General features: G+C 33.8%; 7 protein-coding genes and 1 pseudogene. 2 read left to right on the top strand and 6 right to left on the bottom strand.

Translation table 11 applies throughout. The features are described from left to right. Window positions 1–519: 519 nt before the first annotated feature. The 3 genes from EKL96_RS11775 to EKL96_RS11765 form a co-directional block, all read right to left on the bottom strand. Entirely contained in the window at window positions 520–1,371 is an 852-nt protein-coding gene (locus EKL96_RS11775) for a cyanophycinase (protein ID WP_126462550.1), read from the bottom strand. Between the two features lie 42 nt (window positions 1,372–1,413). After that, on the bottom strand, window positions 1,414–3,942 hold the full coding sequence (locus EKL96_RS11770; RefSeq protein WP_199739621.1) for a serine hydrolase: 2,529 nt from the start codon (window positions 3,940–3,942) through the stop codon (window positions 1,414–1,416). A gap of 189 nt (window positions 3,943–4,131) precedes the next feature. Then, window positions 4,132–4,347: a hypothetical protein gene (locus EKL96_RS11765; RefSeq protein ID WP_126462544.1), complete on the bottom strand. Its 216-nt coding sequence runs from the start codon at window positions 4,345–4,347 to the stop codon at window positions 4,132–4,134. 667 nt (window positions 4,348–5,014) lie between these two features. Between EKL96_RS11765 and EKL96_RS11760 the strand changes: the two genes are divergently transcribed. Beyond that, window positions 5,015–8,035, top strand: coding sequence for a SusC/RagA family TonB-linked outer membrane protein (locus EKL96_RS11760; RefSeq protein ID WP_126462541.1), 3,021 nt, complete (start codon window positions 5,015–5,017; stop codon window positions 8,033–8,035). An 11-nt stretch (window positions 8,036–8,046) separates the two neighbouring features. Then, window positions 8,047–9,402 carry a RagB/SusD family nutrient uptake outer membrane protein gene (locus EKL96_RS11755; RefSeq protein ID WP_126462537.1) on the top strand — a complete coding sequence of 452 codons (1,356 nt, stop codon included), beginning with the start codon at window positions 8,047–8,049 and terminating at the stop codon, window positions 9,400–9,402. A gap of 627 nt (window positions 9,403–10,029) precedes the next feature. Here EKL96_RS11755 and EKL96_RS11750 read toward each other — a convergent pair. The 3 genes and pseudogenes from EKL96_RS11750 to EKL96_RS11740 all read right to left on the bottom strand — a co-directional run bounded on the left by EKL96_RS11750 (window position 10,030) and on the right by EKL96_RS11740 (window position 15,304). Next, window positions 10,030–11,310: a DEAD/DEAH box helicase gene (locus EKL96_RS11750; protein WP_126462534.1), complete on the bottom strand. Its 1,281-nt coding sequence runs from the start codon at window positions 11,308–11,310 to the stop codon at window positions 10,030–10,032. 226 nt (window positions 11,311–11,536) lie between these two features. Beyond that, window positions 11,537–11,797 (bottom strand): annotated as a pseudogene (locus tag EKL96_RS11745) (neutral zinc metallopeptidase); the annotation flags it as partial. 126 nt (window positions 11,798–11,923) lie between these two features. Then, window positions 11,924–15,304, bottom strand: coding sequence for a PAS domain S-box protein (locus EKL96_RS11740; RefSeq protein ID WP_233579305.1), 3,381 nt, complete (start codon window positions 15,302–15,304; stop codon window positions 11,924–11,926). Between the last annotated feature and the right edge of the window lie 623 nt (window positions 15,305–15,927).

The following is a 15,927-nucleotide window of genomic DNA, read 5'->3' as shown; positions in this document are numbered from 1 at the left end:
TTCCACAAAATCTCGGATTTTGAGGAAGTGACTTTCGGTTTTTAACCGATTTTGTTTTTTGAATCTTTGAATTTAAGATCAGTCGGAGACTGAAAAACACATACTCAAAGTCGGAGACTTTGCGTAGCGGGCAGCGGGAAACGAGCTCGACTTTGTTTTTCAAAGAGTTGAATACAAAATGCTATGATAAAAATAAAAACGCTCTAAATAGCCCCGATAGAAATGAAAATCCTTATTAGGGCTGGTGTTCAGCCCTAATAAGGATTTTAATGTATAACGGGAAATACGTTCTTAAAAAACGAACTCGTTCTGCTCCTAAAAAAAATGTATTTTCTTAAACTATTATTTAGTTTAACGTCGATCATTATTTTGACTCGGGCGTCTTGGACCAAAACTGTTATTGCTGGTGCGGTTTGTGGTGTTGTGTTCTTAGTAGTTGGAATTCTGATAAATACCGGAGAGTTTACATAAGCGTAAGTAAGATAAATTTCAGACCGTTTTTATAATTGGATAATAATTTTATATTTTAAATTTTTGACCATTATTGTAAATACTCATTTCCAGACTTTCTATGGATATAAGATTATTTGTACCTGACTTTTGAATCCCTTTTGGATTTTTGATTACGATAACTTCGCTTTCTCCTGTAATTTCTATAGTTTTATTTTGAACAATGATAGCTGTGGCTTCATCAATTCCTATTCCGACGTGAGAAGGGAATTCTACCATAGCAGATAATAAACGGTTGTATCGACTTCTTTTTAGAAAATGCTGATCAATAATCACGTTTTTCATTAAGCCTAAACCCTCTGTTGTTTCGAGATTATTGTGGCGTATGTTGTCAAAAGTTCCAGTATATACCGGATTTAATTTTTGATTTCCGGTGATCATGTGTTCGCACATTACCGCTGCTCCAGCACTTGTTCCGGCAACGGTACTTCCGTTTTTGTAGGCTTGATGAATGGCTGTTTTAATGGGAGTGTTTTTGACGATATCCATGAATCGGGTTTGGTCGCCTCCACTTATAAAAATGAGTTTTGCCTTTTGAAGAGAGTCAATCCATTTTGGATTAGTTGCGGTTTTTTTATCAAAATTGAGCATCACTATGGGATTTGGCGTTAGCCTTTTTAGCTGATCATTGAAGTAAATGTAGGCACTGTCTGGCTCTTCGCTGGACATGGGTAATACGACGATATAATCTTTTGCTTCTAATTTAGAAAGGGACAATAAACAGGTCATCAGTTTATCTGATCTGTTTCCACCGCCAATGATAAATAAGGTTCCTTTTGGAGTTTGAGCTTGAATGGAACAAAAGGCCAATAATAGAAAAATTATAAAATGAAATTTAGAAATTGAAATAGATTTGTTCATGGTTTTAGGTGTTTTATAATTATTTTGATTGCTTTTTTGTATTTAATTTTTTTCCATTTTAATAAACTTACCCGTAAAATTCGGAACTGATTTTTGCTCGTTATAAACTAGTTTTCTATTTACCCATACGCTCTGTATTCCTGTGGAAAGAGCCGTAGGATTGCTTACTGTGGCATTATCCATTATAGTATTAGGATCAAACAAGACTAAATCGGCAAAGTAACCTGTGGCAATGAGTCCGCGATTTTTTATGCCTACGTTTTCTGCAGATAAGCTAGTCATCTTTTGTATGGCCGTTTCTAGTGGTATCAGTTTTTGCTCACGGACATAGCGACCCAGCACTCGGGAGAAAGAACCATGTCCACGAGGATGTCCACCCATCGACCCATCAGAACAGACGTTGCTAAAAGGCCACTTGAGGAAATTGCTGATGTCAGTTTCACTCATTGATTTTGCCACAATAGTTCCATCCTGACCGATTGCTGATGTCTCGCGAATGATGCGCAAGAGCGCCTGCGCAGCAGTTTCATTATTTATTGCAGCAATTTCGGTCACCGTTTTTCCTTGCCAAGTAGGACTTGGTGCGTAACGGACCATTACTGAATTAGCAGGATCAAACAATTCTTGTGTTGCAAATTCAGCACTGGCGAGATTGTCAAAATCTTTCTCTGGAAATAAAACCCTCGGCGTAGAATTCCACATGGTATAAGGATATACATCGGCTGTGATATTGATACCTTCGAGTCGTGCCTGTTGTAATTTTTTAAGAATAAGACCAGAATTGCCCCATCTACTACGCATGGCAATTTTTAAATGAGAGATTTGAACAGGAATTTTTGCCTCTCTTCCAATATCAATAATTTCATCAATAGCTTCATCGAGATGCATATCTTCGCTACGAATGTGGCTAATGTAACGCCCGCCTTTGGAGGCAGCTACTTTGGCAAGTTCAACTACTTCATCGCGACTACTGTAATAAGCTGCCTCGTATTCAAGTCCAGTGCTAAGTCCAAGCGAACCTTTATCCATCTCAGATGCTAGCAAAATTTTCATAGCATCAATTTCAAGAGTAGTAGCTTTTCTACCTACATCATCCTTCATTATTTTTTCGCGTAACCAAGCCTGTCCGGTGTATGTAGCGATATTTATACTTACGGGGATTTTTTTTATCGATGAAAGTATTGTGTCGATGGGTACTGATTCTCCATCTTGCCCTATTACAATAGTTGTAATACCTTGGTTTGTTGCTGCGATTCCTTCAGGTTTTTCATCAAGTCCTGAGGCATGATGACTATGGCTGTCAATAAAACCAGGAGCCAGTACTTTTCCTTTTCCGTCGGTAGTACTTTCATTCTTGAAAACCTTTAGTGATCCGATGTCTTGTATGCGATCATCCACAAGGCGAACATTAGCGGCATAAGCCGGAAGACCCGTTCCATCAATTACTTTTACATTGGTGATAAGTTGTGTAACGGGAAGTCGTATAGTTTTTTCTTCCCAAATATCCCGAATCAAGTTATTTGCAAAAGAATTGGAAGAATTATCAAGTACAATTAGCGTTTGATTTTTATCGATGTATCGAATGATGGCAGTATTGAAACCAACCCAATTACCGGTGTGTGCCACCGTTTTTCCGGGTTCTATTATGCTCCAGCCAAAACCATATTTAGTTTCGGCACCATTATTCAGTTTTCCGGCTGTAATTGCTTCTGCAAAGCTTGATTTCTTCAAAAGTTTTTCGGTGTAGAGTGCCTGATCCCATTTATATAGATCTTCTGCCGAAGCATACACATTACCATCGCCAACAACGCCATCAAACCGAATCAGGTCATTAGACACAGGCTTTCCTCCTTCATAACGCATGCCAAAAACACGTGATGGCGGATAGGTTTTCATCTTCAAATTATAGATATAACTGTTGTTCATTTGAAGAGGAACCGCTATATATTGCTGAAAGAATTTGTCTGATGTGGTACCAGAAACTTTTTCCAATACAGAGGCAAGCGTTGTATAATTAGTATTGCAGTACTGCCATTTTTCTCCTGGCTGAAAAACAAGATTTGGTTTTTTGAGGGCTAGTAATTCCAACAGCGATTTATTGCTGAGTGTATCGAGCAATGTCATGTCGCCTTTCGCTATTTCGAAATAATCGGGAAGTCCCGAAGTATGATTCATCAGTTGACGAATGCTGATGTTGTTGTATGGAAAGTTTGGTAAATATTTTTGTACAGATTCGTCATAATTTAATTTATCTTGTTCTTTTAATATCATAATCATCATCGAAAAGAACTGCTTGGAGACAGAAGCAAGGTTGAATGCTGAAGAATTATTTAAGGGAGTGTCATTTTTTGGGTCTGCATTGCCAAATGTTTTTTTATAAAGGATTTTTCCTTCTTTTCCAATCAATAGGCTGCCGTTAAAAAGTTGTCGTTGATGCAAATAATTCAGTACTGAATCAATATGAGCAATTTTTTTGGATTCTTGTGAAAAAATGATAATGGGAACAAGAAACAGTAGAAGAAATAACAGTTTTTTCATAATCAGTATCGAGTTTATTACAACATTTTTCATCTTTTTAGTTAAAAAATTACAATTAATTTCTATGGGATTAACTATCGAATTGATCCAAAATACAATTTATTTTTTAATACAAGACTTTTAAATTTAATACAAGACTAGCTTTCAAGTAGAAAAACTGATGTTTAAAGAAAGTGAACATTATTTTTTCTATATTTTATTTTTTTTTGTAATTATTGGATTCTATTCCTCCAAGTTTAAAAGCCTGCATTGATTCTTTTCGAATGAGAAAATGATAAAAGTAATCAAAAAAACAGGATTCGATGTGAAATTAAAATAGCGTTTTGCAGTTTGTAAAAAAGCAAAAAACACAACCATTTCAGCCTCAATTCGTGGAGATGTTATAGAATGTCCACTTTCATCGGCATAGTCATAGAAAATGTATTGGATGTAAGGCATCCGATATCTTTTGGTTTAGGCAATAAATATTTCCGTTTTAAAACAAACAACAGAGATTATTCGCTTTAAAAAACATTTAATTCTGGTTTATGTTCCAAAAGAGTATAAGAGTTATGGTTTTGTAGAGCATAAAATTAAAAATAAATTAGAGAATACAGTCAGTTTTGCAATCGATTCAAAAAGAAAGGGATTTACATTATGACTGATTATTCTCTTGTTCTGAATTCTCACGGAAAAACGGAAATTTACTATTTAATAGTACTTTGTTTTTTGTTAAAAAATGTAAACGATATTTTCTTTTTTTTGTATGAATACCAAATTTTAATTTCATATTTTATTATTTTAACACGTGCTAACCTATATTATATTCATTTTTTTTAAAAATGAGTATAATTTTTTAAGATTTTTATACCTTATAAAAACAAATTATCACCTCCTTGTTTTGTATTCTAAAGTTATGATTTTTAATGTTTTAGGCTTTATTGCTTAAATTTTTTCATTCAAAGCGATACTCTTTAACGCATGGTAAATGATTTCCTATTTTAAATTTAATTCCTTCTCTTTTGATTATTATCAGCTATCAATTAATATTTTCTTAACTTATTTGTGTATATTTGTTAAAATTATAACAAATAACAACAGGTATTAACTAACTTATTTATTATTTATGAAAAATAGTCTACTCAAAGGCTTGATGGTGTTTCTAACGATGTTTTGTACTACTATGACCTATTCACAAGAGGTTTCTGGTAGAGTGTCGGATTCTAATGGTCCCCTTCCAGGAGCCACTATTTTAGTTAAAGGAACAACCAATGGCGTACTTACAGATATGGATGGAAATTTTACGATTAAAAATGTTGGCTCTAATGCCGTTTTAATCTTTAGTTACATTGGATTAAAAACTCAGGAATTAAGTGTAGCAGGGATAAGTACCCTAAATTTAATTTTAAAAGAAGATTCGGCTGAGCTAAAAGAAGTTCTAGTAATTGGTTTTGGAAAACAATCCAAGCGTAAATTAACGGATAACATCGCTTCTATTTCTTCTGATCAAATTAATCAAATTCCAGTAGCAAATTTGCAAAATGCACTTGTTGGTAAAGCTGCGGGTGTCCAAATTACTCAAATAAATGGTAAAGTAGAAGGTGGTGTGAAAATGAGAATAAGAGGAATTTCTAGTATTTCTTCGTCTCAAGAGCCTTTATACGTAATCGATGGGTTGCCATTGATAAATGATAATGAAAGTACGGGAAGCGCCCCTATTAATCCTTTAATTTCATTAAATCCTAATGATATTGAATCTATTCAAATATTAAAAGATGCTTCATCTGCCGCCATTTACGGAGCTCGAGGAACGAATGGAGTTGTTTTGATTACAACTAAACAAGGGAAATCTGGGAAAACGAAAATCTCTTTGAACACCTCTGCAGGTTGGAGCGAAGCAACCAATAAAATGAGCTGGTTAAATACAGCACAATATACGGAGCTTTTTACCGAAGCTTCTGCAAATAGTTATGGAGCTGCGGATTTATGGTTAACGGAACCTGGAGGTGTTTTTGATCAACAGGGGAATGGTAAAAATTGGAGAATTAATGAAGTTGATACGGATTGGCAAGATTTAGCCTTGGTAAAAGGATCAGTTCAAGACCATACCTTTTCTATATCAGGAGGTGATGAAAAAACGGTATTCTTTATTTCAGGTGGTTATAATAACACGCAAGGAATTATTAGAGGGAACAGTATGGAGCGTTATTCTTTTAGAGGGAATTTAGATCATAAAGTTTCCGATAGATTAAGAGTGGGACTTAATACGAGTTTAAGTAAAACAAATATTGCAAGAATTGGAGCAGATAATTCTTTTGCAACTCCATTGCAAGCGGTGGCACAATCCCCTTTATCTCCCGCTTATTTAGACGATGGGGTGACACCTAACAATCAATCTACCATCTATTATAATTTTTTAATGCAAGAATTCAATGGAAGTTGGGGAGTAAATATTTTTAGAACTTTAATGAATAGTTATTTGGAATATAAAATTTTGCCTGAATTGACTTTTAAAACAGAGTTAGGCTATGATAATAACAATCAAACGGAAGAATATTTTTCAGGAAGTCTGACGGAATCTGTTTCTACTAATGGTTATGCAGATGCCAATGCAGTTCAGTCAGATAAGTACAGTATTAATAATTATTTTACTTATGCTAAAACATTTAATGAGGATTATGACGTAGAGTTTGTTGGAGGAATGAGCTTTGAAGAAAGTTCTCGAAGCAGGCAATATGTTGCGGGAACAGGATTTCCGTCAGATGCGCTGCAAACTATAGAAAGTGCTTCTGAAATAATAGCTGGATCTTCAAGTAGAACAAAGTATAATTTTCTTTCCTATTTTGGTAGAGCTACTTTTTCATTTATGGATAAATACCTCTTAAAAGGAAGCATACGTTATGACGGTTCTTCGCGATTTGGAGTATCAAACCGATACGGAGTATTTCCTGCTGCTTCTGCAGGTTGGATTATTTCTGAAGAAGATTTTTTGAAAGACAGTGGTGTCATCAACTTATTAAAAGTTAGAGGAAGTTTTGGAGTAACGGGAAATGCAGGTATTGGCAACTTTGCTAGTTTAGGTCTTTTTGAAGGATCCTCCTATAATCAACGATCAGCAATTAATCCAGTTCAATTGGTAAATCAAGATTTAAAATGGGAAAAGACAAATCAATTTGATGTGGGAATTGATTTTGGAATATTGAATAGCAGAGTAAGCGGTGAAATTGATTATTACGTTAAAAAAACAAATGATCTTTTATTAAATGAACCACTTCCGGGAACTTCAGGCTGGAGTTCTTTAACTCGTAATGTAGGATCTTTGACTAATAAAGGGTTTGAATTTGTATTGAATACTACCAATATCAAAACAACTAATTTTAATTGGAAAACGTCTTTAAACCTTTCGACTTTAGATAATAAAGTGACTGCTTTGCCTGGTGGAGATATTGTAGCTGGACATAATATTGTTAGGGTAGGTGAAACCATTTCCTCTTTTTATATAGTGGAATATGCTGGGGTTGACCCCGCAAATGGAGATGCTTTATTTTATCGAAATACGGCAAATCCAGATGGTAGTTTAGATAAATCAACAACTAATAATTATAGTGAAGCACAAAGAGTAATTTCAGGAAGTCCATATCCTACGTTTATGACAGGAATGACCAATACGGTATCTTTTAGAAATTTTGATTTTTCTTTTACTTTTCAAGGCGAATGGGGATCTTCTATGTATAATGAAGGTGGGAAATTCCAATCAGGGAATGCCCGATATGAAGACAATCAAACAACGGATCAGTTAAATAGATGGCAAAATCCGGGGGATATTACTATGGTACCTCAAGCCAGAATGTATTCTACAAACGGGCAACAAGCCTCAACACGTTATTTAGAAAAAACTGATTTTGTTCGATTAAGAAATTTATCTTTAGGATATACGCTTCCTAAAACACTCATTCAAAAATTGTCTGTCGACAGGGTGCGACTTTACTTAACAGGAGTCAATCTGCTAACCTTTACTAATTATAGTGGATATGATCCAGAAGCCTCTTTTGATAATAATGGCGATTCTAATATTCAAAAAGGAATTGCATTTTATTCCGCTCCTCCTGCTAAAACAATTACTATTGGATTAAATATTGATCTATAAATAAAACATTTATGAAAAAGTATAACTACATAATAATTTTAATGTCATTACTTACTATCTTCTTTGTGGGTTGTGATGATAACTTGGATATTAAGCCGGAACAAGCCATTTCAAAAGAGGTAGCCATTTCAACTCCAGAGAACATACATAAGATTTTAATCAATGCTTACGGTGTTGCGAGGTCCAGTTCTAGTTATGGCGGTGGAATCGCACTAGCTTCAGAATTACTGGCCAATGATGGTGATCTTTATTGGAACGGAACTTATATTCAACCAGGAGAATATAATGAGAAAGCTATTTTAACGGACAATAGTTTTGTTGCAAGTATTTGGCTAAACGGATATGGAATTAGTAATCACGTTAATATCGTACTTGATAATTTAGCTGTAATCACCGACGTGGCTGATAAAGATGTTACCGAAGGAGAAGCAAAATTCCTTAGAGGTCTGGTATATTTTGATTTGGCACGATTATTTGCGAAACCCTATGTTTCGGGATCCGTAAATAGTCAGCTTGGAGTTCCTATTGTTCTTAGAGGGGTGCTGGATCCTAGTCAGATTGAATTTCCTAAAAGGAACACTTTAGAAGAAGTATACACTCAGGTTATTGCGGATTTAAAAGATGCTTACACTTTGTTACCAGCATCGAATGATATTTTTGCAACAAAATACAGTGCAGCGGCACTTCTTGCTAGAGTTTATTTGCAAAAAGGAGACTATGCCAATGCCCGAAATATGGCTGATATCGTTATTAATGAAAGTTCCGCGACTTTAACGACTACTTTTGCACAAGCATTTAATAATTTAGAAAATTCAAATGAAGATTTATTTGCTTGGCAAATAACGAGTCAGGATGCTAGCTCTAATGATTTTAATGTGTTTTGGGCCGGTTCTGCTTTTGGAGGTCGCGTGGGAAATCCAGATGTGGAAATTTTATCACAGCATTGGGATATTTATGATGATCCGAATGATAAGAGAGCCGATTTCTTTTACAAAGCAAAATGGTGGTGTACAACAAAATGGAAAAGCCAATTTGCGAATATACCAATGCTACGTCTAGCTGAAATGTATTTAACAAGGGCTGAGTCTAATTTTAGACTAGGAACGGTTACAGGGCTTTCTCCTGTTAATGATGTTAATATACTACGCCAACGTTCGGGTGCAGCTCTATTTATCACTATTGATTTGGCTACTATTTTAATGGAAAGAAAAAGAGAATTATCTTTTGAAGGATTTGCTTTATTTGATGCAAAACGATTAAAACAAAATATTGGATCTCTTCCTTACGATGCCAATAATTTAATTTTACCTATTCCGAGAAGAGAAATAGATGTAAATAAAAACTTAACTCAAAATGATGGGTATTAAATAAAAATTTAGTTTTAAAGTTAAAAAGGAGTTCTGTTTGTATAGCAGAGCTCCTTTTTTACATTTAAAATTTTAAATTAATTGGATCAAGTATTGTGTTTTGAATGCTAATATAAAATTAACTATTAATAGAAATAAATATCATTCAGCCATTCTTTTAATAAAAGTTCTTTAAACATTTTCTGATTTTGCAGAATTTTTATAAATAGTTATTGTCTTATAAGAAAAACAATCTGCTGATGGTCAATGATAGCTGTGCTTTTGGATATAGTTGAAACCAACAAGAGTAGTTTTGAGCCCCGATTAAGCGGTTTGAATAGCCCCATTGCAAATCCGCCTATCGGGGTTTTAAGATCAGTCGGAGACTGAAAAACACATACTCAAAGTCGGAGACTTTGCGTAGCGGGCAGCGGGAAACGAGCTCGATTTTGTTTTTCAAAGAGTTGAATACAAAATGCTATGATAAAAATAAAAACGATCTAAATAGCCCCGATAGAAATGAAAATCCTTGTTAGGGCTGGTGTTCAGCCCTAATAAGGATTTTAATGTATAGCGGGAAATACGTTCTTAAAAAACGAACTCGTTCTGCTCCTAAAAAAAATGTATTTTCTTAAACTATTATTTAGTTTAACGTCGATCATTATTTTGACTCGGGCGTCTTGGACCAAAACTGTTATTGCTGGTGCGGTTTGTGGTCTCTGTTTTTGGTTTTCGCGGAGTTGAATCGCGTTGTTGTCTTCCTTGTCCTTGTTTGATAGGTTCTTTGGAAGCGTTAGGATCTGGCTCGAAACCTTTGATGTTTTCTTTAGGTAATTTCAAACCCACTAATTTTTCTATATCACGTAGAAAGACTGTTTCGTCCGGACTGAATAATGAAATAGCTTCTCCATTAGCTCCAGCTCTTCCTGTACGGCCTATGCGGTGAACGTAATCTTCTGGAATGTTGGGTAATTCAAAATTGACCACATGTGGTAATAATGGTATATCCAGACCTCTGGCCGCAATATCTGTAGCGACCAACGCGGTCAGGCTTCCGTCTTTGAAGCCCGCCAAGGCTTTGGTACGTGCGCCCTGGCCTTTATTTCCGTGAATAGCAGCTGCTTTAATTCCGGCACTAATCATGCTTTCCGTCAGCTTATTAGCGCCTTGTTTCGTACGGGTGAAAACCAAAATTTGTTTCCAGTTTCCCTCTGTAATCAATTTAATGATGAGTTCTGTTTTTTTCTCTTTGGCAACAGGATACACTATTTGAGTAATAGCATCCACGGTTGTATTTTCTGGGGTTGCTTCCACATGAACGGGATGATGCAAAATGCCCATGGCCAATTTCTTTATATCTGTTGAAAAGGTTGCCGAAAACATCAAATTTTGCCTTTTTGCAGGTAATACTTTTATAATGCGCTCAATGTCTCGCACAAAACCCATATCTAGCATGCGATCCGCTTCATCTAAAACTAAGATTTCAACTTTGGCAAGCGATATTAATCCTTGGTTTTGCAAATCGATTAACCGACCTGGTGTGGCGACTAAAATATCGACACCCTGACGCAGTTGTGTTACTTGTGGATTTTGGTTTACACCTCCAAAAATAACGGTACTGCTTAAGTCTAAAAACGCACTGTATTCTTTTATATTGGCTAATATTTGTGCGGCTAATTCTCTGGTTGGCGTTAATATTAAAGCACGAATGGGCCTTTGTCGCAACTGTTGCCCTTGCGATAATAATTGTAAAATAGGCAGTGTAAAACCAGCCGTTTTTCCTGTTCCCGTTTGTGCGGATGCTAATACATCTTTGCCTTCTAAAATGGGTGGAATTGCTTTTTGTTGTATTGGAGAAGGGGTTGTGTATCCTTTTTTGCTGATGGCTTTAAGTAAAGCATCCGATAAGCCTAATGAGTTAAATGACATAAATGGTGTTTATGAAGCAAACACTATTATTTAGTTTACTCCTTTAATTTGGCGCAAAGGTACTGCTAATTTCCCTGTTATGGTTTTATTGTTTAACTTTGTTTACTTAAAGCGAGTACGTTATTTTTAATCCGTTCCTATACTAAAGCTTTGGTGGTACCAATTATCTAAGTTAAAAAAGGAAAATAATGTAAAGTTCAGTATTCATATTAGACTAAACACTTTTTTAATTAATTCCTACAAAAGTATCGCCTTGAGTAATATCTCCAGATTGATACCCTTTCATAAACCAGACTTTCCGTTGTGCGGAACTTCCGTGTGTAAAGGATTCCGGAACAATGTGTCCTTGAATTTTAGCTTGAATCGCATCATCACCAACTGCATGTGCTGCACTTAAAGCTTCATCAATATCACCTTCCTCCTGTAAATCATTCATTTTTTGATTGTAATGTGTTCATACGCCCGCATAAAAATCAGTTTGCAAATCCGCTATCGGATTAGATTACTTGTCAAAATTTCTTTTGACAGGATTTAAGTCTTTAGAAAACAATCTGTTTAGCTTTTTGTCATGTACTTAAATAAAATGTACATAAATTAAAAAAAAAATAGTTGGCTACAGTATCCATTTAGCAATTGTTTCCTCAATGACTCCTTTGACTATAGGTTTTGAAATATAATCATTCATTCCTGCAGCGAGACATTTTTCTTTCTCTTCTTTTTCGGTGCCCGCAGTTATTGCAATAATAGGCAGGTTTTTACCCGAACTCAAGCTTCTTATTATTTTTGTTGCTTCGTAACCATTCATTTCGGGCATTTGAATGTCCATAAAAATAAGATCAGGCCGGAGTATTTCAAATTTTTCGATAGCTTCTTTGCCGTTGACTATTTCGAAAATTATTGGATTTACAAATAAATTTTTGATAATGGTTTTAAGCAGTAACATGTTTACTTTGTTATCCTCTACAATCATAAGGCTTATTTTTTTAGCATTTTTGACGGTTGTAATGGGTATTTTTTTATCTAGATCTATTTCAGGATCAGTACTATTTTTTGGAGTTTCGTTGCTGGTTTTTAAATCTAAATCAAAATAAAAAGTACTTCCCAGTTCGATGGTGCTTTCCAGTTGCAGGGTACTGTTCATTATACCAAGTAATTGGTTTGAAATTGTCAGGCCTAATCCTGTTCCTCCATATTTTCTTGTCGTAGAACTGTCTTCTTGTGAAAAAGCCTGAAAAATTTTATATTTGTTTTTTTCTAATATTCCAATTCCTGTATCGATCACTGCAAATCGAATCTTAACATGCGACGCATCAATTTTTTCAATCACAGAAACATTTAATTTAATGGAACCCTTTTCTGTGAATTTTACAGCATTTGACAATAAATTAATTAAAATTTGTCTTAATCGGACAATGTCTATCCAAAAATATTCAGGAATTTCAGACGATATATTTAGTTTTAAACTTAGATTTTTTTGGTTGGATTCGTATAATATTAAATCAATAATCTGACCCAGAACATCTTTTACGTTATATTTTTCAATGTGTAAATCTAGTTTTCCGGCTTCAATCTTTGAAAAATCAAGAATGTCATTTACGATATCCAGCAAGGAATATGCGGATTGTTTTACTGTATTGATGTATTTTTCTTGGGTTGAGCCAAGTTGTGTTTTCATTAACAAATCTGTGAATCCAATAATCCCATTTAACGGTGTTCTTATTTCATGACTCATATTGGCCAAAAATTCTGATTTTGCTTTATTGGCAGCTTCTGCTAGTTCTTTTTCTTTGACTATGGTTTCTGTTTGTTTCCTTGCTGTAATATCAATAAAAATACCTTCCAAGAATGCAATTTTCCCATCTTTGTATATGGTATCACCAAATTCTTCCACCCATACAACCGTTTTGTTCTTGTGTATAATCCGGTAAACAATATGAATCGGAATTTTAGTATCTATTGCATTTTTTTGAGTAGCAATGGTTTTTAATTTGTCTTCGGGATGAATTAAATCAATAAAGGATAAATGGTTCGTTAGAAAATCATTTTTTGGATATCCGGTAAGCTTTTCAATCTCATCATTAATGTAGATCTTTGTGTTGTTTTCATCATAATTTGATAAATAAACGGTTCCTGGAATATTATTGGCTAATAATCTAAATTTCTCTTCACTTTCATATATCGCGGTCTCGTTCGTAATACGTTCTATTGATGAGGCTATATTCCTAGCTAATGTTTGTAAAATATTGACCTCATCTTCGGACCAACATCTCTCATTTTGAGTATCATCAAATCCCAAAAAGCCATGAAACCTATTTTTGATAAAAATTGGAAAAAGGATTATTGATACAACATCAAGATTTTCTAATTTATTCCTTAAGGAAGGATTCTCAATTTTTGAAATTATTGCATCGTAAACTTTGTTGTTTAAAAGCGGGATCAACAATTCTTCAAAAAACACATGTGGTAGATTTTGAAGTTTAATATTGTTTTCCGTTATTTTATGATTGTTAATTATCCATCTGTATTTTTGGCTAATAAAACCTGTATTACTATCATTTTCGTAGTAATACGCTCTATGGGATTTTGTAGTTTTACCCATAATAATGAGTACATCTGAGAAAATATCGTTGATGTCATTGCTGTTCAAAAATTTCTCTGTACAAAGTGCCATAGCAGATAAAAGTTCACTCTTGTATTCTAATTTCTTCTCTGTTTCATACCGACTGTGAGAAATCATAGTCAACGATATAATATCCGAGATGGTTCGGGCAAAAATAATGTCCTCGTTGTCCCAGTATCGTTGTGTTTTTACTGTTTCAAAGCTAATGGTTCCAGATAAATCTCCATTTATGAAAATGGGAATGGCAAGTTGTGATTTGATATCGTTTTTTAAAAAATAGTCATTTATAAATTCTGATATTTCATATTTATTAAAAACATCAGGAGCACTGATTTGTGTTTTGTTTTTGATGGACTCAAAATAAATAGGATAATTTTTCTTTTCTAAAACGGAGCCCTTAGAATAAGAATTATGGTCCAAGTCATATAAATTTTCACAGGTAATTGTATCTTCGGTATATTTCCAATAACTTACCCGATTGCACTTTGATACTTTAGCAGCTAATTCAATTATTTTCATCACACTAACATCCAGGTTTTTGTAATTACTAAAGTTGGTTGTTGATAGTTTTTTTACAGCTTCATTGTATTCCTCTACTTTTTCCTGACGTATTTTAATATCGTTTTCTATGTCTTTAAACTTAGTGATATCTCTGGCAATACTAGAATAAGCTACCACTTCTCCAAATTCATTTCTCCGGATAATCACTTTCTGGGAAACCCACAATTCTTGCCCATCCTTTTTTATCAATGGAAATTCAATGGTAGAAAAATAATTTTCATTTATTAATAAATTCTGGTAGAGATCTTTGATACTGATAAGGTAATCTTCTCGTATAAATTCTGAATAATTTCGATTTATGATTTCATCTATTTTGTATCCCAAAGATTTAATAGTATAATCATTGACAAATATAAAATCTCCTTCATTATCGACTTCAAAAATTAGATCAATAGCATTTTCAATTAAATTTTTATATTGGTTTTGTATTTTAATTTCATTTGTTACATCCTGTCCTATCCCAATGATCAAATCATCTGAGAATTTTTTATCATTCCATTGAATGTGTTTGTATGCTCCATTTTTACATTTTACTTTGCTGGTAAACAACTGATCATCCTTAAAATTAATATGATACTCTTCACCATAAAATTCTTTGTCCTCAGTAACTTTCCAGTAGCCCAATCCCATAACTTCATTTACTGAATAACCTAAAATAGTCTTTACATTTTCACTGCAAAATACAATTTCTCCTTTTTTATTGGTAGCAAGAATGAGAGAGTTGCCTTTATTTACAATTTCATTAGTAAAACGTAGTTTATCAGTAATTTTTAATAAAGAGGTGTACCGTATGTAGTTTATAATTAGGATCATTAATGAAAAATTTGATAAAATAATGATTGATCGTAAGGGTATTATTTCAAAAAAATACAGTATAAATAAAAAGATAAATACGCACATAAGGAAAATCCAATATAGTTTGGTGGGTTTGATGATGGTATACGAAAAGAATAAAGCTAGTACAAAAGCGGCTATAGGTATGCTGTCAGAGGGTGTGAAAATCAAATTTATTGATATGTAACTAAAACAGATTACATACACTATCATAAATATTTTTCCCAGGTTTTGAAACACAACAGCTGATTTTTTGCTGATAAAATAGAGAATCAGTAAAAAAGTGCCTATACCAAGATTTGAAATCAGTAAGCTTACAGGTCTTATTTTGAAAATTTCAAATAGGGTTTCAAGTACCGGAATTAGTATGCCCAAATATAAAAGATAGCGCTGGTTTTCTATGTTTTTACTATCCTCTTCATTATAGTATTTAATAAAGGAATTGCTTAATAGTATTTTTATTTTAAAAATTTTACAGACTAGAAAAACAAATAAAACAGGAATTACAATCCACAAAAAATTATTGATTGCAAAAAAATTATAAACGCTGAATAAAATTGACTCTGAGTCAATGGTAAATAATAAGCTACAGTATAACACCA

The organism is Flavobacterium sp. LS1R10 (genome assembly GCF_003968825.1).
Lineage (GTDB): Bacteria > Bacteroidota > Bacteroidia > Flavobacteriales > Flavobacteriaceae > Flavobacterium.
Note: the sequence above shows the minus strand (reverse complement) of the source record. Positions and strands in the feature narration are given on the sequence as shown.